The 21,505-nt window shown below is 73.9% G+C and carries 10 protein-coding genes, 1 other RNA gene and 1 pseudogene; 8 read left to right on the top strand and 4 right to left on the bottom strand.

The genetic code is table 11. The features are described from left to right. The first annotated feature begins 3 nt into the window (after nucleotides 1-3). Nucleotides 4-1,446 (top strand): RNB domain-containing ribonuclease, encoded by a 1,443-nt coding sequence (locus tag ACZ592_RS28790; RefSeq protein ID WP_471584563.1) that lies wholly within the window; start codon nucleotides 4-6, stop codon nucleotides 1,444-1,446. Here the strand turns inward: ACZ592_RS28790 and ACZ592_RS28785 are convergent. Then, the gene (locus ACZ592_RS28785; RefSeq protein WP_471584562.1) at nucleotides 1,428-2,096 is read right to left on the bottom strand and encodes a hypothetical protein; all 669 of its coding nucleotides are present in this window, start codon (nucleotides 2,094-2,096) and stop codon (nucleotides 1,428-1,430) included. The genes ACZ592_RS28790 and ACZ592_RS28785 overlap by 19 nt on opposite strands. Then, the gene (locus ACZ592_RS28780) at nucleotides 2,093-3,049 is read right to left on the bottom strand and encodes a MerR family transcriptional regulator (RefSeq protein WP_471584561.1); all 957 of its coding nucleotides are present in this window, start codon (nucleotides 3,047-3,049) and stop codon (nucleotides 2,093-2,095) included. The genes ACZ592_RS28785 and ACZ592_RS28780 overlap by 4 nt, the downstream gene beginning before the upstream one ends. A 262-nt stretch (nucleotides 3,050-3,311) precedes the next feature. On the opposite strand from ACZ592_RS28780, the gene ACZ592_RS28775 reads away from it, so the two are divergent. Beyond that, a complete protein-coding gene (locus ACZ592_RS28775; protein WP_471584818.1) occupies nucleotides 3,312-4,175 on the top strand; it encodes an AraC family transcriptional regulator in 864 nt (287 codons plus the stop codon). Between the two features lie 12 nt (nucleotides 4,176-4,187). Here the strand turns inward: ACZ592_RS28775 and ACZ592_RS28770 are convergent, their stop codons facing one another. Further along, nucleotides 4,188-5,654 (bottom strand): FG-GAP and VCBS repeat-containing protein, encoded by a 1,467-nt coding sequence (locus ACZ592_RS28770; protein ID WP_471584560.1) that lies wholly within the window; start codon nucleotides 5,652-5,654, stop codon nucleotides 4,188-4,190. A 252-nt stretch (nucleotides 5,655-5,906) separates the two neighbouring features. On the opposite strand from ACZ592_RS28770, the pseudogene ACZ592_RS28765 reads away from it, so the two are divergent. The 3 genes and pseudogenes from ACZ592_RS28765 to ACZ592_RS28755 form a co-directional block, all read left to right on the top strand. Then, nucleotides 5,907-6,686 (top strand): annotated as a pseudogene (locus tag ACZ592_RS28765) (DMT family transporter); the annotation flags it as partial. 118 nt (nucleotides 6,687-6,804) lie between these two features. Continuing rightward, nucleotides 6,805-7,228: RNase P RNA component class A (gene rnpB, locus ACZ592_RS28760), an RNA gene on the top strand. 118 nt (nucleotides 7,229-7,346) lie between these two features. After that, nucleotides 7,347-8,777, top strand: coding sequence for a DEAD/DEAH box helicase (locus tag ACZ592_RS28755; protein ID WP_471584559.1), 1,431 nt, complete (start codon nucleotides 7,347-7,349; stop codon nucleotides 8,775-8,777). Between the two features lie 9 nt (nucleotides 8,778-8,786). Here ACZ592_RS28755 and ACZ592_RS28750 read toward each other — a convergent pair whose 3' ends face one another. Next, a complete protein-coding gene (locus tag ACZ592_RS28750; RefSeq protein ID WP_471584558.1) occupies nucleotides 8,787-9,005 on the bottom strand; it encodes a response regulator transcription factor in 219 nt (72 codons plus the stop codon). A 257-nt stretch (nucleotides 9,006-9,262) separates the two neighbouring features. Between ACZ592_RS28750 and ACZ592_RS28745 the strand changes: the two genes are divergently transcribed. The 3 genes from ACZ592_RS28745 to ACZ592_RS28735 are packed head-to-tail and all read left to right on the top strand — an operon-like array spanning nucleotide 9,263 to nucleotide 21,491. Then, the gene (locus ACZ592_RS28745; protein WP_471584557.1) at nucleotides 9,263-10,639 is read left to right on the top strand and encodes an MFS transporter; all 1,377 of its coding nucleotides are present in this window, start codon (nucleotides 9,263-9,265) and stop codon (nucleotides 10,637-10,639) included. Beyond that, nucleotides 10,636-14,052 (top strand): type I polyketide synthase, encoded by a 3,417-nt coding sequence (locus tag ACZ592_RS28740; protein ID WP_471584556.1) that lies wholly within the window; start codon nucleotides 10,636-10,638, stop codon nucleotides 14,050-14,052. The genes ACZ592_RS28745 and ACZ592_RS28740 overlap by 4 nt, the downstream gene beginning before the upstream one ends. After that, nucleotides 14,049-21,491, top strand: a complete 7,443-nt coding sequence (locus tag ACZ592_RS28735) for a MupA/Atu3671 family FMN-dependent luciferase-like monooxygenase (protein ID WP_471584555.1) — start codon at nucleotides 14,049-14,051, stop codon at nucleotides 21,489-21,491. Before ACZ592_RS28740 ends, ACZ592_RS28735 begins: the two co-directional genes overlap by 4 nt. Nucleotides 21,492-21,505 lie beyond the last annotated feature (14 nt).

Here is a 21,505-nt window from a genome sequence, read left to right as displayed (position 1 = left end):
TCCATGCCCCGCCGTCACCTCCGCATGACCGCCGCAGCCGACGCCCCGCTGCGGGCCGCGCTGTGTGACCTGCGTACGAAACTCGACGTGCCCGACGCGTTCCCCTCCGACGTCCTCGCGGAGGCGGAACGCGCCGCCGCCTCGCCGCGGCTGCCGGACCACGACGCAACGGACCTGCCGCTGTTCACCGTCGACCCGCCCACGTCCGTCGACCTCGACCAGGCGATGCATCTGGCGCGGCGCGAGGCCGGCGGTTTCCGGGTGTCGTACGCGATCGCCGACGTCGCCGCGTACGTCACGCCCGACGGGCCGCTCGACGCCGAGGCCCACCGCCGCGTCACCACCCTCTACTTCCCGGACGGGAAGGTGCCGCTGCACCCGACCGCGCTGAGCGAGGGCGCGGCCAGCCTGTTGCCGGGGCAGACCTGCCCGGCGGTCCTGTGGACGATCGACCTCGACGCGGACGGGCGCGCGGAGCGGACCGACGTGCGGCGCGCCCTGGTCCGCAGCCGCGCGAAGCTCGACTACGAGGGTGTGCAGAAGGCCATCGACGGGCGCACGGCGGAGGAGCCCGTCGCGCTCCTGCGGGACATCGGCGAACTGCGCGAGCGGCGGGAGGCCGCCCGCGGCGGCATTTCCCTCGACGTGCCCGAGCAGGAGATCGTCGAGCACGAAGGAGCGTACGAGCCGGCCTTCCGCGCCCCGCTCCCCGCCGACGGCTGGAACGCGCAGATCTCGCTCCTCACCGGCATGGCCGCGGCCGAGCTCATGATCGCCTCGGGGACGGGCATCCTGCGGACCCTGCCCACCGCCCCGGACGGCGCCGTCGGCCGGCTGCGGCGCACCGCACAGGCGCTGCACATCGACTGGCCCCACCACATGCCGTACGCGCAGCTCGTCCGCTCCCTGGACGCGAGGAAGCCGCACCACGCGGCCTTCCTGCAGGAGTGCACGACGCTGCTGCGCGGCGCGGGTTACACGGCGTTCAGCGGCGGCGCGGTCCCCGAGCTCACCACGCACGCCGCGGTCGCCGCCCCCTACGCCCACTGCACGGCCCCGCTGCGCCGCCTCGTCGACCGGTACGCCTCCGAGCTCTGCGTCGCGGCCTGCGCGGGCGCCGGAGTCCCGCAGTGGGTCCTCGCAGCCCTGGACGAGCTGCCCAAGGAGATGGCGGAGGGCACCCGGCGCGCCAACACCGTGGAGCGGGAGTGCGTCGACATCGTCGAGGCCGCGCTGCTGGAGGGGCGGGTCGGCGAGATCTTCGACGCCGTGGTCGTGGACGTGAAGGAGGGCGAACCGGCCGTCGGGACGGTGCAGTTGGCCGATCCCGCGATCGTGGCCCGCATCCGCGGCGGCTCGTCGAAGCTGCCGCTGGGCGAGCGGCTGCGGGTACGGCTCGCCCAGGCGGACCCCGGTACGGCGAGCGTTCAGTTCGCGCCCGCGTGAGGGCCCGCGTGAGGACCCGGGTGAGGGCTCGCGTGAGGGTGGGGGCGGGCGGCCAGCCGGTCGGTGAGCTCCGCGTACAGCCGCTCGGGATCGTCCGCGTGCAGCCGTACCGTCGTCACCTCGCGCCGCTTCCCCAGGAAGCCGACGGCGGTGAGGGGACCGGTCAGCTCCAGGGTGAGTGAGGTCGTCGAGGCGACCGGCAGGTCGAGCACGCCGTCGGCGGCCTCGTGCGTGAACCGACGCTCGGCGCGCGCGGCGCCGATCAGGTCCAGCGGTATCCGCAGGTCCCGGTGCGCGCCCTGGCGCACCCGCAGCGCGTCCGGCGCCAGCACGTGCGGCCGGGTCACGGACGCGGCGTGGATGCCGAGCATCAGGATCACGCTGTAGACGTCGACGACCAGCATCACGGCGTGGGCGGTCGGCCAGTCGCGCAGCAGCACCGCCATGCCGAACGCCTCGACGACGCAGACGAACGTCAGGCCGTACATGATCGCCGCCTGGTCGCGGGCGTGCCCGAAGGCGAGGTCACCCGCCCCGCGTACGCCGTGCCGTCGCCGGGTCACCCACAGCGCGAGGCTGACGAACACCCGCAGTTCGTGCCCGACGAGCCGCCGCAGAGGTGTCGGCACGGCTGCCTTGAGCCTGCTCATTCCGCGGCCCTCCCGCCATATCCATCCGGTTCCCCAGACCCCTCAGGTCCCGCAGACACCCCAGACCCCTCAGGCCCCGCAGACCCCTCAAGCACCTCAGGTCTCTCGGACACCTCCAGTGCCTCCGGTCCATCCGTCGTCCGCCGGACGAGCAGGGCCATCGCGCGGCGCACGGCTTCGGCCTGCGCGGGTGCGAATTCGGCGTAGAAGGCGTCGAGGAAGCCGTCGGCGCGGACCGCGCGGCCCTCGGCGAAGGCCTGCGCGCCCTCGGACCCCAGCTCGGTCAGGAGCGAGTCGGGCAGGGCGTCGGCGAGTGTGCGCGCGGCCTCCGTCACGGCCGCCTCCGTATCCGGATCCGCGAGGTCGGCGTCGGCGAGGGCGTCGAGCCGCTCGTACACCGCGTGCGCCCGCTCCAGGGCCCCCGGCGCGCCGAGCGCGGGGCGGATCGCGGCGAGGAAGGAGTCCCGGTCCTGGGGCGACGCGGTCGTGTCGAACAGGGCGAGGAACTCGCGGTCCTTCGCGGCCATCACGGACTCCGGGCCCTCGCGGCCCGCCGACGCGCGGGTCATCTCGCCGAAGAACTCGGCCAGTTCGGGGGAGACGGGGCCCTCGGGCGAGAGCCTTCCGCGCTCCGCGTCGTCGAGCAGGGCCCGTAGCCGCTGCCTGCGCCCGCGGATCGCGGCCTCCTGCCGGGCGAGGTCCTCGTCCAGTTCGGTGAGGACCTCGGCGAGCTCGCGGCCCGCGTCGTCCGCCAGCACGTCCCGCACCTCGGAGAGCCCGAGGCCGAGCTCGGTCAGCCGCCGGACGCGGGCCAGGGCGACGGCGTGCCGCAGCCCGTACTCGCGGTAGCCGTTGGGCCGCCGCTCGGGCTCCGGCAGCAGACCCAGGTGGTGGTAGTGCCTGATGGCGCGTGTGGTGACGCCGACGATGCCGGCGAGCTCTCCGATCCGCATGGCCTCAGTAGAAACGTTGACGCTGCGACAAGGTCAAGCGTGGCCCCGCGGGCGTGTCCGGGACGCGCGCGGCACGCCCTCATGGTCGTCCCGCAGATCCCCGGACGGTTCCCCGACGGCGTGGATCTCGGTGCGGCATGGAAGAGGGGCGTGCGCGCGTTGGACCGGGGAGACGGCCCGGACGGCGGGGCGGCGGGGGAGTGAGCGGCACATGAGCGATGCACCGACGGCACCAACAGCACCGATGACACCCACGGCACCGATGACGCCCACGGCACCCACGGCACCGCGGCGCCCCCGCGAGCAGGCGCTGTGGACCCGGACCCCGCTCGGCCCGTGCGGGCGGACCCTGGACCTGCTGACCGCGCGCTTCGACCGGCACCGCTACGCCCCGCACTACCACGAGGAGTTCGCCGTCGGAGTCTGTGTCGGCGGCTCCGAGATCATCGACTACCGGGGCGGGCGGCTCCACATCGGGCCCGGTTCCATCGTCGTCCTGGCCCCCGGCGAGGTGCACACCGGCGGCCCCGGCTCGCCCGGCGGCTACGCCTACCGCGCCATGTACCCGGCGCTGCCCCTCCTCGCCGAGGGCACCGCGACCCTGCCGCACTTCCGCGACCCGGTGATGGACGACCCCGAACTGGCCGTCGCCCTGCGCGCCGCGCACACCGAACTGAGCGCGCACGCCGACCCGTTGGAGGCCGAGTCGCGGATCCCGTGGCTGCTCGCCGCCCTCGCCCGCAGACACGGCACCGCCCGGCCCCTCAGCGACTGCGTCCCCGGCGCGGGCCACCTCGCCCGTGCCGTGCGCGACCGCCTCGCCGACGAGCTCCTGGCCCCGCCCACCCTCGCCGAACTCGCGGCGCCCCTCGGCCTCTCCCGCTACCAGCTGCTGCGCGCCTTCCGTACGTCGACGGGGATGCCGCCCTACGCCTGGCTCGCCCAGCACCGCGTGACGCGCGCCCGCGCCCACCTGGAGGCGGGTCTGCGCCCCGCGGAGGCGGCCGCCCTGGTGGGCTTCGCGGACCAGGCGCACCTCACGCGCTGGTTCCGCAGGGTGCTGGGGGTGACCCCGGCGGCGTACCGGGACAGCGTCGTGCCTCGCGGGTCCGGGCCTGCGGGGTGATGGCGCCCGCTCTCAGCGGCTGTTCAGCGGCTTGCCGTACTGGTGGGCCGTGGAGAGGTACGGGAGGTTCAGGGTGCGGGGCGAGAAGGCCGTCGAGCCGCTGGCCGAGCCGTTGGGCAGGAGCCAGGCGGCGCCCAGGGAGGTGTTCTCGCCGGGGGATCCGACCGTGACGTCCGGTGTGGCGCCCGTGTCGTAGCGGCCCGTGGCGACCGCCGCGCCGAACGCGTCGCCCGCCTCGGCGACGCCGGGGACGCCGGGCGTGTCCTGGTTCCAGGCGACGGAACGGGCCGCGCCGCCCGTGTCGAGCAGGCCCCGCGCGCCGCCGCGGAGCAGCCAGGCCGCGCCCGCCCCCGCCTTGCTCCCGACGGCCTCTCCGGGCGCGCCCGCGATCAGGTCGTCGCGGCCGTCGCGATTGACGTCGGCGACGGCGAGGGCGGATCCGAAGCGGTCACCCTTCTCGGCCACTCCGGGGACGCCCGCCGTGTCCTGGTTGAGCGTCTGGGCGCGGCCGAACGGGCTGCCCGTGGGGCTGCTGTAGTGGACGTGGATGCCGCCGCCCTCGGCGAGCTCCTCGGGGCCGCACGGGTCGTCGATGTTCTCGTCGGCGATCTCACGGCACTCGCCGAGCGCCAGGTCGTCGCGGCCGTCGCCGTCGAAGTCGCCGGCGGCCAGGGCGCTCACGCCGGCGTTGTCCGTGTTCCAGAAGTTGGCCATCGCGGACCCGTCGGCGTCCCACTTCCACAGGCGCACGTGGGACTGCGTGCTGGGGTCGCCCGCCGTCCAGTACGCCACGGCCAGGTCGTCGCGGCCGTCGTTGTCGAAGTCGCCGGTGGCCAGGACGGGGGCGCGGCCGCCCATGGGGGCGGCGACGACGGTGGTGATCATGCTGTCCTCGCCCTGGATGACACGGGCGACGACCTTGTCCGTGCCGCCGATCACGATCACCTTGTTCGCGCCGCCGGTCATGTCGGCCGCGGTGACCGACTTTCCGTACGCGGCCGAGGGGGAGGGCCCGGTCAGGACGTTCGACCCCGGCCCCGGCCCGGTCCTGGAGCCGCCCACGACGGTGACCAGGCCCGCGTCCGTGCCCCGGTCGGTGACGTCCTCGCCGGGGGCACCGGCGAGGAGCTCGGCGATGCCGTCGCCGTTGAGGTCCACCAGGTCCACGGACGCGCCGAAGCGGTCGCCCGCCTCCGGGGTGCCGGGGACCTCGGGCGTGGCCTGGGTGACGCGGATGCCGCCGTGGGCGCCGACGCCCTTCGGGCCGCCCCAGACCACGTTCACGTACCCGGCCGCCGCGTGCCCGCCGACGGTCCCGTCCGGGACGCCGACGGCGAGGTCCGCGTAGCCGTCCCCGTTGAAGTCGCTCGTGGCGGCGCGGGGCGCGGCGGCGGCGCTGCCGGACGGGAGCGCGAACCCGGCGGCGGTCGCGGCGGCGGTCGCGATGGCGTAGGTCAGGATGCGGCGGCGGTGTGGCACGGTCGCTCCCCCTCGGTCGACGGAGTGTGGGGCATCTGGTCTGACCCCCGAAGGGCGGAGCTGGTTGTACGGAGCGCGCAGGGGGTTCGGGCCGGTCCTGGACGTACGGGACGACCTTGTTCCACAGGTCTCACTCCGCAGGCCTCGTTTCCCGGATCGCACTTCCCGGATCTCACTCCGCTCCCACTCCGCGGGCCCCGTTCCGCAACAGCGTTCAAGACGCCCGTCGCCGGCGCGGCCGAGACTGCGCCCATGACGGCACGCGCCTGGTTCCTCTTCTCGCTCATGGGTGTCCTGTGGGGCATCCCCTACTTCATGATCAAAGTGGCGGTCGACAGCGGTCTCCCGCCCTCGGCGGTGGTCTTCGCGCGCTGTGCGCTGGGCGCGGCGCTCCTGCTTCCCTTCGCCGTACGCCAAGGAAGACTGACCCGCGTACTGAGGACGCACTGGCGCCCCATGCTGGCCTTCGCCTGCGTGGAGATCCTGGGTCCGTGGTGGACCCTGACCGACGCCGAACGCCACCTCTCCAGCTCCACCGCCGGACTCCTCATCGCCGCCGTCCCGATCATCGGCGCGCTCGTCGCCCGCTTCGGCGACACCGAACGCCTCGGCGCGCGCCGCCTCACCGGCCTGGGCCTGGGGCTCGCGGGCGTCGCCGTGCTGACCGTGCCCCACCTGACGGGCGGTGACGCCTGGTCCCTCACCGAGGTCATGCTCACCGCGCTCGGCTACGCCGTCGCCCCGCTGATCGTGGCCCGCCACCTCCGTGACGTCCCGACCCTGCAGCTGATCGCGCCCTGCCTGACCCTGGCCGCCCTGGTCTACGCCCCCGCCGCGGTCGCGTCCCGGCCCGCGGCCGTGCCCGACGCCGGGACGCTGGCATCGCTCGCGGGCCTCGGCGTCATCTGCACGGCCCTGGCCTTCGTCGTCTTCCTCGAACTGATCAGGGAGGCGGGCCCCACCCGCGCGGTCGTCTTCACCTACGTCAATCCGGCCGTGGCGGTGGCGGCGGGCGTCGCCTTCCTCGCCGAGCCGCTGACGGCGGGCGTCGTGGCGGCCTTCGGCCTGATCCTCGCCGGCTCCTTCCTGGCGACCGCGGCCGCGGCGACGCGTCCCCGGACCCGGCGGGTAACATGGTCGGCACGGCAGACGAGCCGGGCGGGCGGCCGCGTGAAGACCCCTTCGGGGGCCCTTCCCGAGGAACGTCCGGGCTCCACAGGGCAAGGTGGTGGCTAACGGCCACCCGGGGTGACCCGCGGGACAGTGCCACAGAGAACAGACCGCCGGAGACCGTATCCGTACGGCCCCCGGTAAGGGTGAAACGGTGGTGTAAGAGACCACCAGCGCCTGAGGTGACTCAGGCGGCTAGGTAAACCCCACCTGGAGCAAGGTCAAAAGGAAGCGCCGCTTTGCGAAAAGGGGCGGTTCTGCGCGGACGATCGAGGGCTGCCCGCCCGAGTCCGCGGGTAGACCGCACGAGGCCGGCAGCAATGCCGGCCCTAGATGGATGGCCGTCACCGCGACGTCCGCGAGGACCCGCGGTACAGAACCCGGCGTACAGCCCGGCTCGTCTGCCCCACCCGCTCCGGCCCCGGCCGGAGCGGATCTCCACCCCGGCCCGCGCCTGTGGGGTCGATACGGTCGATACCTGCCGGGCCCTTCCTCGGTACGTACCCCTTCGGAAGGCCCGACATGAACCACCAGGACCAAGGCCGGAACCAGGACCAGGACGAGCCCGCGCACGACGGGGCCCCGGCGGACTCCTCGCCCGCGCTGCCCCCGGTCGCCTCCTTCACCGAGCTCGACCTGCCACCGGCCGTGCTGCGCACGCTCGCCGAGCTGGCGGTGCGCGAGCCGTTCCCGATCCAGGCCGCCACCCTGCCCAACGCCCTCGCGGGGCGCGACGTCCTCGGGCGCGGGCGCACCGGATCGGGCAAGACCCTCGCCTTCGGCCTGGCGCTGCTCGCCCGGACGGCCGGGCGGCGCGCGGAGCCGAAGCAGCCCCTCGCGCTGGTCCTCGTGCCGACCAGGGAGCTGGCCCAGCAGGTCACCGAGGCGCTCGCGCCGTACGCCGAGGCGCTGCGGCTGCGGATGGCCACGGTCGTGGGCGGCATCTCGATCGGCCGCCAGATCGCGGCGCTGCGCGACGGCGCCGAGGTCGTCGTCGCCACCCCCGGCCGACTGCACGACCTCATCGAACGCAAGGCCTGTCGCCTGGGCCGGGTCCGGATCACCGTGCTCGACGAGGCCGACCAGATGTGCGACATGGGCTTCCTGCCGCAGGTCACCGAGGCGCTCGACCAGGTGCACCCGGACGGCCAGCGGATGCTGTTCTCGGCGACCCTGGACCGTGACGTCGACCAGCTCGTCAACGACTACCTGCACGACCCCGTCGTCCACTCGGTCGACCCGTCCGCGGGCGCGGTCACCACGATGGACCACCACGTCCTGGTCGTCCACGGCCCCGACCGGTACGCCGTCGCCACGGAGATCGCCGCCCGCGACGGCCGCGTCCTGCTCTTCCTGGACACCAAGCACGCCGTCGACCAGCTCACCCGGCACCTGCGGGCCAACGGGGTGCACGCGGCGGCGCTGCACAGCGGCAAGTCCCAGCCGCAGCGCAGCCGTACGCTCGCGCAGTTCAAGGACGGCCACGTCACCGTCCTGGTGGCGACCAACGTCGCCGCCCGAGGCCTGCACGTCGACGACCTCGACCTGGTGGTCAACGTCGACCCGCCGACCGACCCCAAGGACTACGTGCACCGGGCCGGCCGCACGGCGCGGGCCGGCGAGACCGGCCGCGTCGTCACCCTCGTCCTGTCCGGTCAGCGCCGTGAGACGAGCCGGCTGATGGCCGAGGCGGGCATCGAGCCCACGACCACCAAGGTGCGTTCGGGCGAGGCGGAGCTGAGCCGGATCACCGGCGCGAAGGCCCCCTCCGGCACCCCGCTCGACGGCGGCCCCGCGGCCGACCGCCCCAAGAACGTCAACACGCCCTTCCGCGGCCTGGGCAGCAGCAAGGACGCCTCCCGCGGTACGGGCGGCAAGTCGTCGCGGAAGTCCGCCGAGGCCCGCAAGCTCGCGGAGGCCCGCAAGGCGGCGCGGACGCGGCGCGGCGGCTGAGGGGCCGCGTCAACAGTCCTCTGTCAGGCTCAGATGGATCAGATGGGCCACCGTGGGCGCGGTGCGCTTGCTGCGGATGCGGCGCAGATACGTGCTCACGGTGTGCACGCTGATGCCCAGACGCCTGGCGACCTGCTTGTGCGAGAGGCCTGCCGCGATGTGGGCCAACACCTGACGCTCCCTGTGGGACAACGCCGGTGCGTTCTGCGGGCGGCTGTCTACTGGCATCTTCCCTCCGGGAGGGACTGTCAACACGTACGGCGGCTGTAGCCGCCTCGTGATCTAACCACGGTCGTGAAGAAACAGAAAGGAATCCCCGCGTACCCAGGGGAAATGCGTAGCTACTGAGCGCGTTCGAATGTGTCAAGTCCCCAATTCGGGTGACTGTAGGCGCGCTTCGGGTCGGGTGAGTGTGAAGGCGGTCTCGGCTGAGCACAGCCGTGCACGATCCGAATGGCAGCCCGGCGCGGACCAGGGGGGAACGCTTGCGGCACTTTCGCCTGCTCGTCGTGGGGAACGGCGTCTCGGCGTACGGCAGTTACCTGAACATGGTCGCCCTCAACGTCTTCATCTACGAGGTGACCGACAGCGCCCTCGCGGCCGGACTCTTCATGGCCGTACGGCTGTTGACCAGCGTCGTATCCGGCTTTGTGAGCGGACGGCTGGTCTCGGCGTACGACCGCAAGAGGTTGATGGTCGGCGCCGATCTGACGCAGTGCGCCGCCATGATAGCGCTGCTGATCGCTCCCGACGGGGGACGGGCGGGGCTTCTGTACGTGCTGGCCGTCGTGACCGGATTCTGCTCGACCCTGTCCGGTGTCGCGCTGCGCAGCAGCATCCCGGAGATCGTCGGGGGCGAGCTGCGGATGCGCGCCAATTCCCTCCTCGCCACCGGACGTTCGCTCGCGATGATCGCGGGATTCGCCTCCGCGGGCGTGCTCGTCGCGGAACTGGGGTACGTCGCCGCGATCTCCCTGGACGCCGCCACCTTCGCGGTCTCCGCGTGCGTGCTGCTCTCGCTGCCCATCCGGACGAGGGCCGCCGGGGAGGCCGGGGAGGGTGCCGCCAAGGGGGGCGGGGAGCGTGCGGAGAAGGCCGCCGCCGAGGCGGACCGGCGCGGTGCCGGTGCGCTTCTGCTGCTGCGCGCCGCTCCCGTCCTCGCCCTCATGATCGCCCTCCGGGCCGCCGACGGCCTCGGCTCCTCGTCCCACAACGTGGCCCTGCCGGTCTACTCCAGCGACCTCGACCCGTCCCATCCGGCCACGTTCGTCAGCCAGTTCTGGGCCACGTGGGCCATCGGCAACATCGTCATGCAGCAGGTGTGCGGGCGGTGGGCCGGGCGCGGCGGGCGGCAGGGGCCCGGGGAGCGGGCCTTCGCGATCGGGGCCTGTGTGATGTCGGCCGCGTTCATCGTCGTCTTCGCCGGACTCCCCACGGGCTTCGCGGTCGCCGCCGCCCTGGTCGCCGGCATGGCCGACGGTCTCACCGAGATCGCCTACGTCACCCGTCTCCAGGCGGCCCCCGACGAGCAGCGCGGCCGGCTCTTCGGGCTTTCCGCGTCGGTCGAGAACACCGGCTTCGGCCTGGGGATGCTGGTCAGCGGCGCGCTCCTGGACCACTTCTCGCCGTTCCAGGTGGTGGGCCTGCTGCACGGGTTGGCGATCGTGCTGTGCGTCGGGATGTTCGTCGCGCTGGTGCGGCAGGGACGGCGGGCGGCGGCGGTCGCGCCCGCGGGGGTCGCGCGGGACGCATCGGCGGAGCAGGACGCCTTGCCGGAGCAGGACGTCCCGGCGGAGCAGGGGCGGCAGGCGTCGCTCCGGAAGGGCGAGAGCCCCGTGGAACGTGAGAGTGAGGCCCGATGACCGCCGACGCCCGCGACGCCGTGGCCGTCGTCGGCCTGTCCTTCCGGCTGCCCGGCGCGGACACCCCGGAGGAGTTCTGGCGCACGATCCGCGACGGCGCCGACCGCATCCGGCGCTTCACCGAGGCCGAGCTCGACGCCGCGGGGATACCCGAGGAGCAGTACCGCGCCGAGGAGTTCGTCGGGGCGAGCGGAGTCCTCGACGGCATCGCGGGCTTCGACGCGGGCTTCTTCGGGATGAGCGCCCACGAGGCCCGGATCACCGACCCGCAGCACCGGCTCTTCCTGGAGTGCGTCCACCACGCGCTGGAGAACGCCGGGTACGCGGGCACCGCGGGGGAGGAGCGCGACGGCAGCGGCGTCGGGGTGTACGCCAGCACCGGCTACCACCTCTACTCCCTCCAGACGTACCTGCAGAACAACGTCCTCAAGGGCGACATCCCCGACTGGGTCGCCGGACTCCAGGTCACCGTCGGCAACTTCACCGACTTCACCGCCAACCGCGCCGCCTACCGGCTCGGCCTGACAGGACCGGCGGTCAACGTCCAGACGGCGTGCTCCAGTTCGCTCACCGCGGTGTACCTCGCCGCGCAGTCCGTGGTCGCGGGCGAGTGCGACATCGCTGTCGCCGGGGCCACCGCCCTCCACGTGCCGCAGGTCCTCGGCTACCAGTACGTCAAGGGCTCCATCCTCTCCAAGAGCGGCTTCCTGCGGCCCTTCGACGCCGACGCGGACGGGACCGTCGGCGGCACCGGCGTCGTCGCGGTGGTGCTCAAGCGCCTCGACAGAGCCGTCGCCGACGGTGACCACATCCACGGCGTCGTCCGGGGCTGGGGCGTCAACAACGACGGCGCGGACAAGAAGGCGTTCGCGGCGCCCAGCGCGGACGGCCAGCGGGGAGCGATCCGCCGCGCCCTGCGACGGGCGGGAGTCGACGCGGGCACCGTCGGATACCTGGAGACGCACGGGACCGGCACGTTCAAGGGGGACCCGATCGAGTTCGCGGGCGCCACCGCCGCGTTCCGCGCCGACACCGACCGCACGGGCTACTGCGCGCTCGGTTCGGTGAAGGCCAACATCGGCCACCTCGACGTGTGCTCGGGCCTGGCGAGCCTCGTCAAGGCCCTCCTCGTCCTGCGGCACGGCGTCATCCCGCCGATGGCCAACTTCCGCCGCCCCAACCCCGCCCTCGACCTCGAAGCCAGCCCGTTCTACATCCCCGACACCGCCCGCCCGTGGCCGGACGGCGCCGGGCCGCGCCGGGCCTGCGTCAGTTCCTTCGGCGTCGGCGGCACCAATGTGCACGTCGTGCTGGAACAGGCCCCCGATCCCGCGCCCCGCCCCGCGGGTGCCCCGCTTCCCCCGAACGTCCTGACGGTCTCGGGCCACACGGAGACCGCCCTCGCCGACAACGCCGAAGCCCTGCGCGACCACTTGCGCGCCCACCCGCGGACCGACGTCGCCGACCTCGTGAGCACGCTGGCCGTCGGCCGCGCCCACCGCAGGCACCGGCTCGCGCTGCGGGGCGACACGGTGGCCGCGCTCACCGGCGCCCTCGACGACTGGCTGGCGTCACCGCGGCCGCACGGCGCGGGCCACGGCACGGCGATCGGCACCGGGTTCCTCTTCACGGGGCAGGGCAGCCTCCACCGGGGTGCGGCCCGCGCCCTGTACGAGCGCTTTCCCCTCGTACGTGAGGCCCTGGACGCCAGTGAGCGGCAGTACGCCGCCCTCAGCGGCGGCGACAGCCTCCTCGGCCCGCTGCTCGGCACCGGGGACGGCGAGGCGGACGGGCAGGTGTGGGACACCGGCGTGGCGCAGCCCGCGCTCTTCGCGCTGCAGTGCGCCCTCGTCCGGCTGTGGCGCGAGGCGGGCATCGCGCCGGCCGTGGTGGCCGGGCACAGCGTGGGGGAGTACGGCGCGCTGCACGCGGCGGGCGCGCTGTCCGCCGAGGACGGGCTGCGCCTGACGGCGGGGCGCGGCCTGCTCATGCGGCGGCTGTGCGCTCCGGGCGCGATGACCGCGGTCCCCACGGACGAGCGGACCGCACGGAAGCTGGCCGCGGAGGTGTCGGGCGTGGAGCTCGCCGTCGCCAACGCCGAGGACAGCCAGGTCCTCGCGGGCCCGGCCGCCGCCATGGAGCGGCTGACGGAGCTGCTGGCCGAGCGCGGCATACCGGCGCGCGCGCTCCCGGTGCGCCAGGCCTTCCACACCGCGCTCATGGACCCGGTCCTGGACGGCCTGCGCGAACTGGTCGCCCAAGTGGCGCTCGAGCCGTGCGAGGTGCCGTTCGTGAGCGGCCTGGACGGGCGCACCCGAGCGGCCGGCTGGGTCCCGGACGCCGACTGGCTCGTACGGCAGGCGCGTGAGCCGGTGCGCTTCGCCGACGTGCTGCGGGAGCTGGGGGCGGCGCACGCCGACGTGGGCACGCTGGTGGAGATCGGCCCGCACACGACGCTCAGCGGCCTGGCGCGCCGGGGCCTGCCGGACCGGGCGGCACATCCGACGCTGCGGCGCGGCGCCGGGCTCGCGCCGCTGTGGGACGCGGCCGCCGGGCTGTACCGGGCCGGGGCGCCGGTCGACTGGCGGACCTTCATGGGCGGGGCGGGCCGCAGGATCCCGCTGCCCGGATACCGATTCCAGCACAAGGACTACTGGACAGGGCCGGAGAACCACCTTCCCCGGCCCGTGGAACCCGTACAACCCGAACAACCCGTACAAGCAGCAAGGGATGGGGCGGAAGTGGCACAGGACGAGGCAGACCGGGCAGTGGTCGAGCGTGTGCTCCAGCACATCATCAAGGTCACCGCGAAGCACCTCAGCTATGACACGAGCGAGATAGCCGAGGACGCGTCCTTCTTCGACCTCGGCGCGGACTCGCTGCAGATGATCGGCGTGCTGCGGGAACTGGAGGAGGAGCACCGGGTCAAGGTGTCGATGCGGGAGCTCTTCGAGGAGGCGGGCACGGCGAAGGGGCTCGCGCTGATCATCGCGGGGAAGATGCGGGGTGGTGCGGGGGCGGTCCCCTCGGCTCCGGCGACGGCGCCAGCCCCGGCTCCGGCTCCGGCGACGGCCGCGCCGGCGGTCGCCGCTGCTCCTGCGGCTCCGCCGGTCTCGCCGGCTTCCCCGGTCTCTTCTGTTCCTGCTGTTCCTCCTGTTCCTGCCGTCTCTCCCGCTCCGTCGGTGGCCTCCGTGCCGTCGGTTCCCGAGCCCGCTCCGGCCCCGGCCGCCGGCCCCGTCGAGTACGCCACCCGCCGTGAGGTCGACGACCTCGTACGGCAGGTGCGTCAGCTCTCCCAGATGCAGCTCCAACTGATGGGCCAGCTCTCGCAGTTGCTGGCCGCGCAGACCTCGCAGGTCGCGCAGGTGACGCAGGGCGCCCACGCGCCCGTCGACGGGAGGGCGGGCCGGTGACCGCGACCGAATCCTTCGGCCGTACCGCCGACGGCGGCGCGGACCGCTCCGCCTCCGCCGCGGTCGACGCGGACCTCGCCGCGATGGCCGAGCTCTCGCGGCGCATCACGGAACAGCTGGGCGTACCGGCGCAGGCCGCCTCGGACCAGGCGGCTGCCCAGGACTCCGCCCAGGACTCCGCCCAGGACTCCGCCCAGAGCTCTGCCGAGGTCCAGGCCCCGAGGCCGGCCCAGCACGGGCCACGCCTGGAAGTCGCCCGCGGCTCCGGCATGCTCCGCGGCAACGCCTCCGACACCCAGCGGGACCACCTCGACGACCTGGTGCGCCGCTACACCGCCAAGACGCCCACGTCGAAGAGCATCGCCCAGCGCTACCGCCGGGTGCTGGCCGACAGCCGGGCCGCGGTCGGCTTCCGCAGCAGCACGAAGGAGATGCTGTACCCCATCGCGGGGCGGCGGGCGCGCGGTTCGTGGCTCGAGGACATCGACGGCAACCGGTACGTCGACATCACCATGGGCTTCGGCGTGCTGCTCTTCGGCCACGAGCCCGCCTTCGTCACCGAGGCGGTCCGCGAGCACCTCTCGCGCGGCATCCAGCTCGGCCCGCGCAATGTGGAGACCGGCGAGGCCGCCGAGCTCCTCGCCGAGCTGACCGGCATGGAGCGCGTCGCCTTCGCCAACTCCGGTACGGAGGCGAACTCCGCGGCCATCCGGCTCGCCCGCGCCGCCACCGGACGCTCCCGCATCATCACCTTCGAGGGCGCCTACCACGGCCACAACGACAACGTCCTCGGCCGCTCCCCGCGCACCGGCGGCGAGGGCCTCACCACCGTGCCGATGTCCGCGGGCGTGCCGCAGAACGCCGTCGCCGACCTGCTCGTGCTGCCCTACGGCAGCGAGGAGAGCCTGGCCGTCATCGAGCAGCAGGCCGCCGACATCGCGGCGGTCGTCGTGGAGCCGGTGCAGAGCCGCCACCCGTCGCTGCGGCCCGCCGAGTTCGTGCGCCGGCTGCGCGAACTGACCCGGCGCCACGGCATCGTGCTGCTCTTCGACGAGATGCTGACCGGCTTCCGGCCCGCGCCGCGCGGCGCCCAGGAGCTCTACGGCGTCACGCCCGACCTGGCCACGTACGGCAAGCTGCTGGGCGGCGGCTTCCCCATCGGGGCCATCGCGGGCCGCGCCGACATCATGGACGGCATCGACGGCGGGCACTGGAGCTACGGGGACGACAGCTATCCGGCGGCCGACACCACGTTCTTCGGCGGCACCTACATCCAGCACCCGGTGTCGATGGTCGCCACCCGCGCCGTACTGACCCACCTCAAGGAGCACAGCCCACGGCTCCAGGACCGCCTGAACGCCCGTACCGACGAGCTCGCGGCCACCCTCAACGCCTTCTTCGAGGCCGAGGGGTTCGCCCTGAGCATGAGCCACTTCGGCTCGATGTTCCGCTTCGAGCACCGTGCGGACATGGAGCTCCTCTACCACCACCTGATGCTGCGCGGCGTGCACGTGTGGGAGTGGCGAAACTTCTTCCTCTCCACCGAACACACCGACAGTGACGTCGAGTTCATCGTCGACGCGGTGCAGGACTCGCTGCGGGAGCTGCGCGGCGCGGGATTCCCCCTGGGGAGCCCGAGGCCGAAGCCCGCCCCCGTCACCACTCCCGCCCCCGCCCCCGTCTCCACTGCCGCTCCCGCCCCTGTCACCGCTCCCGCTCCCGTGGCCAGGCCGCAGGCCATGGCGTGGAACAGTGCGGCCACGGTCCGGTCGTCGGCGGACCGGGCTCCCGCCCGCCACCTCGACTTCGGCGTCTACTTCTTCGGTGACTACCCGCAGGACGAGGACGCACCGCGGCACGGCAAGTACGACCACCTCCTGGAGACGGCCCGGTTCGCCGACCGCAACGGTTTCCACTCCCTGTGGATCCCCGAGCGGCACTTCCACTCCTTCGGCGGCCTGTTCCCCAACCCCGTCGTGCTCGCCGCCGCGCTCGCCCGCGAGACCGGACGCATCCGTATCAACGCGGGCTCCGTCGTGCTGCCGCTGCACGACCCCATCCGCGTCGCCGAAGAGTGGTCGATGGTCGACAACCTCTCCGGCGGCCGGATCGGCATCGGCTGCGCGAGCGGCTGGCACGCCAACGACTTCGCCTTCTTCCCGGAGCGCTTCGGCTCCCACAAGGAGCTGATGTACGAACAGGTCGAGCAGGTCCGGCAGTTGTGGCGCGGCGAGTCCGTGCGCCGCACCACCGGCAAGGGCGAGAGCGACCTGCGGCTGTTCCCGCGGCCCGTCCAGGACGCCCCGCCGATGTACACGGCCGTCGTCGGCAACCCCGCTTCGTACGAGCTCGCCGCCCGCCACGACCTGGGCATCGTCACCAACCTGATGACCCAGAGCGTGGAGCAGCTCCGCGACAACGTCGCGCTCTACCGCCGCACGCGCGCCGCTTGCGGTCTCGACCCGGACGCGGGGCACGTGGCCGTGCTGCTGCACACCTACCTCGCCGAGGACCACGCGACGGCCCGCGAGGAGGCGCGCGAGCCGCTGGCGCGGTACATGCGGTCCTCGCTGTCCCTGTTCGGGAACGTCGCCAACAGCCTCGGCCACCAGGTCGACCTGTCGGCGATGACCGAGGACGACCTGGACGTGGTCTTCCGCCGTGCCTACGACCGCTACTGCGACCAGCGCGCCCTCATCGGCAGCCCCAAGAGCGTCATGCCGGTGGTGGACGCGGTGCGGGCCGCCGGTGCCGACGAGGTCGTCGGCCTCGTCGACTTCGGCGTCGCACCCGCCGCGCTGCGGGCCGGTCTGGTCCACTTCGACGGCCTGCGCCGCTCGTGCGTGACGGCGCCCGCCGAGCCCGCGCGGACAGCCGTGCCGCCGCCGGCCCCCGCGCCGCGACCGGTGGCCGACGGTGGCGCGCCCCTGTCGCCCGGCCAGCAGCGCGTCTGGTTCCTGGAGCGGATGCTGCCCGGCCGCACCGCGTACAACGAGACCAAGGCCATCGAGCTCGAAGGCCCGCTGGACGTCCCCGCGCTGCGCTCCGCCCTGCGCGACCTGGCCGCGCGGCACGAGCAGCTGCGCACCGTGTTCCGTGAAGTGGCGGGCGAGCCACGGCAGTTCACACTTCCCGCGGGCGAGGTCGACTTCGAGGTCGTGGACGGCGCGGGCGCGGACGATGCCGTCGCCGACGTCCTCAAGGCCGAGAGCGAGCGCCGCTTCGACCTGGCGGAAGGGCCACTGTGCGTCACCCGCCTGGTCCGGCTCGGCGAGCGGCGGCACGTCCTCGTGCTGTCCCTGCACCACATCGTGATGGACGCGGCCTCGGCCGCCGTGCTGGCCCGCGACGTGTCCGCCCTCTACCGGGCACAGCTGCCGGGCGCACCGGCCGCCGGCCTCCCCGCCCTCACCGTCACCTACGCCGATCACGCCCGCAGGCAGCTCGACTCCCTCGGCGGCCCGGCGGCGGCCGAGGACCTCGCGTACTGGAAGAAGGCGCTCGCCGGCGACCTGCCGGTGCTCCAGCTGCCCACCGACCGGCGAAGGCCCGCGGTGATGACCTCCCGGGGGCGCGCCCTGTTCCGCACGCTGGACGCCGAACTCTCCGACCGCGTACGGACGTTCAGCCGTGAGCGGCGCAGCACGCTCTTCATGACGCTGCTCGCCGGATACGCGTCCGCGCTGCGCGGTGTCACCGGCCAGGACGACCTCGTCATCGGCACCCCGATGTCCGACCGCACGCCCGAGTACGAGGACGTGGTCGGCTTCTTCGTCAACACCCTGGCGCTGCGCCTCGACCTCTCGGGCGACCCGGACTTCGGCACGCTCCTCGACCGGGTGCGCGGGGTCGCCCTGGACGCGTACGACCACGCAGGAGTGCCCTTCGAGGCGGTCGTACGGGAGTTGGCGCCGCCGCGTGCCCTCGACCGTACGCCCGTGTTCCAGACGCTCGCCGAGTTCGAGACGGACGACCCCTTCCGCTTCGATCTGCCCGGAGTGCGGTCGACACCGCTCGACTCGGGTCCCGACAAGGCGCTGACGGACCTCAGCGTGTACTTCACCGACCAGCCCGACGGCATCCGCTGCCACCTGGAGTACAGCACCGACCTCTTCGACGAGCCGACGGTCGACGCGCTTTTCACGGCGTTCCGTGACGTCCTCACCGAAGCGGTGGGGGCGGTGGGAGCGGTGAGTGCGAAGGACCCGGACGCGGTGCCCCAAGAGTGGCGGCAGGGGCCGGTACGCGAGCGGACGGGCAGCACCGTGGACGCCCTGGCGTCACGGTGGGCCGAGGTCGCCCCGGACCGCCCAGCGGTGATCAGCGAGGAAGAGACGCTCACCTACCGGGAGTTGGACGAGCGCGCGCGGCGGCTCGCGGCGGCTCTGCGCGCCGCGGACGCAGGCGCCGCCCCCGTCGCGCTGTGGCTGCCGCGCGGCGCCGGCCTGATCGTCGCCATGCTCGCGGCCCTCAAGGCGGGCCGCGGCTATGTGCCGTTGGACCCAGGTCAGGGCAGGGCGCGGGCCGAGGCGATCCTCGTGGAGAGCGGCGCCCGGGTCCTGGTGGTGGACGGGGCGCGGGACGGCGCAGCGGGCCCGGCCCACCGGCCGGTGACGCCGGCCGGGACGACGGTGATCGACATGGCCGCCACGGGCGGGGGCGACGCTCCCGCGAGCCGGCCGGCCACGACACCACCCGACCCCGAGTCCCTCTGCTTCGCCATCTACACCTCCGGCAGCACCGGCGTCCCCAAGGGCGTCGCCATCCCGCACCGAGCCGTCGTCGACCTGTGCCAGTGGCACCACGAGCGGTTCGGGTTCAGCGCGGACGACCGCAGCGCCGCCGTCTGCAGCCAGGGCTTCGACGCCGCCGCGCTGGAGATCTGGCCCGCGCTGACCGCGGGCGCCGCGGTCGTCGTCGCCGACGAGACGGTCCGCAAGGACCCGGCCGCGCTGGCCCGCTGGTACGCGGAGCGGCGCATCACCTTCTCCATCCTGCCGACGGCGCTCGGCGAGGCGGTCCTCGCGCTCCCCGGGGAGCACCAGCCGCCGCTGCGTCATCTGCTGCTGGGCGGCGACGTCCTGCGCACCCGCCCGCGCCCCGGCGCCCCGTACGAGACGGTGAACGTCTACGGCCCGACCGAGGTGACGGTGCTGTGCACGGTCGCGACCGTGGAGCCGCGCGCCGAGGAGGGCCCCGACGTCCCGGTCCCGATCGGGAGGCCCGTGCACAACGTCACCCTCCGCGTGCTCGACGCGGGCGGCCGTGAGGTGCCCGCCGGCGAGGTGGGGGAGCTGTACGTCGGCGGCCCCGGTGTGGCCACCGGGTACCTGGGCAGGCCCGACCTGACGGCGGAGCGCTTCGTGCGCGACCCGAGGGGTACCGGGGGGCGGATGTACCGCACCGGTGACCTGGTGTGCTGGGGCGAGGCGGGGGCGCTGGAGTTCCGGGGCCGGGCCGACGACCAGGTGAAGGTACGCGGCTTCCGCGTCGAGCCCGAAGAGGTCTCCCGTGCGCTGAACGGTCTGGCCGGAGTCGGCGAGGCCGTCGTCCTGGCCCGCAGGGACCGGCGGGGCGAGGCCCGGCTCGCGGCGTACGTCGTGCCGGAGCGAACCGGCGGACCGCTCGAACAACGCGTACAGGAGCGGGAGTTCGTCGACCGGCTGACGGCGGAGCTCGCCGGGCGGCTGCCGGACCACCTGGTGCCGCGCGCCTGGGCCGTCCTGCCCGCGCTGCCCCTGTCCGCCAACGGCAAGCTGGACCGGACCGCGCTGCCCGAGCCCGCCCTCGTCACCGCCCCCACGGGTCCCACCACCCCGGCCGCACCCGCGCCGCGGGCGCACGCTCCGGCGAGTGACGTCGAGGCGCGCCTGAGGCGGCTCTGGGCCCAGGAGTTCGAGGTGGACGTGACGGAGATCGCCGCCGATGCCTCCTTCTTCGACCTGGGCGGCCACTCCATCACGGCGATCCGCCTCGCGAACGGCGTGCGCGAGGAGTTCGGCACCGAGTACCCCGTCGCGCGCTTCTACGAGGAGCCCACGCTGCGGGCGATGGCGGCGTACCTCATGGGCGGGAACGGCGCGCAGGAAGGGACGGGCACCTCGGACGACACGCACGGGACAGACGTCCTCGGCCGCGCGCCCGTCACCGCCCAGCAGGGCGCCTTCATCATGCGCCACCGCACCCACCCCCGCCCGCAGATCTACAACGTGGCGATGCGCCTCACCCTGACGGGAGCCCTGGACGTACCGGCCCTGCGCACCGCGCTCGGCCAACTCGTCGCCCGGCACGAGGCGTTGCGCACCCGCTTCGTGGAGGACGGCGGGCAGTGGTGGCAGGAGGCGCTGCGGGCCCGGCCGGTCGGCCTGCCGGAGGAGGACCTGTTCGCGCGGCACGGTTCGGCGCTCCGGGCCGCCGAGGAGGCGGAGCGCGTCGCGGGGGAGACGGCCGCTGTGCCCTTCGACATCGTCGACGCCGAGCTCGCCCCGGTCCTGCGCCTGCTGCGCACGGACCGGGACCGCTGGGTGCTGCTCTTCGTGCTGCACCACTCGGCCTGCGACGGCTGGTCCGTCAGCGTCCTGCTGCGCGAACTGGCCGCGCTGTACCGGGCGGCGGCCACGGGTGTCCCGCACGGCCTGTCGCCGGACGTCCCGCAGCCGGGCGAGTACGCGCGCTGGCAGCAGGAGCGGAGTCGCACGCAGGACAAGGGCCGGCTGGTCGACTACTGGGCGCGTCAGCTGAAGGGCGCCTCCTTCGAGCCGTCGCTGCCGCTGGACAGGCCCCGTCCTGCCGAGCTGAGCGGGGCGGGCGACGTGGTCCTGTTCACCGTGGACCGGGCCGCGCGCGCCGATGTGGAGGCGCTGGCGCGACGGCACCGCACGACGCCCTTCGTGGTGACGGCGGCGGCGTTCGCGCGGCTTGTCGAGGAAGTGGCGGACGAGCCGGACGTCGTGCTCGGCATCTCCTACGCCAACCGCGAGCGGCGCGAGTTCGAGGCGCTCGCCGCCTGCACGGTGTCGTCGTTCACGCTGCGGGCCCGGGGCGGTGCGGCGGTGTCGTTCGGGGAGCTGGTGGACCAGCTGGCGCGCAGCGCGGTCGGGGCCATGGACCACGCGACGCCGCTGCGCGCGATGGCGGCGGACCTGAGCGCCGCGCTGGGCTCGGAGGTGCCGGACCGGCTGCCGCTGGGTTTCCAGTACCAGAGCTCGCTGGAGACGGAGGTCGACCTGCCGGGCGTGACGACGGCGGTCGAGGACCTCGCGGTCCCGGGCGCGCGCTCCGAGTTCAACTTCGGTCTGATCCCCACGGGCGACGTGCTCTCCGGATACCTGGAGTACTCGACCGACCTGTGGGACCGGGCGACGGTCGAGGCCTGGACCGCCGCGTACGTCAGGCTCCTGGCGAGGGAGGCGGGGGAGGCGTTGCGGGGCGCGGAGTGAGGTCCGCGGAGTGC

It is taken from the genome of Streptomyces sp. NPDC040622 (assembly GCF_055593965.1).
The sequence above is the reverse complement of the archived record's forward strand: the minus strand, read 5'-3'. Positions and strand labels throughout refer to the sequence as shown.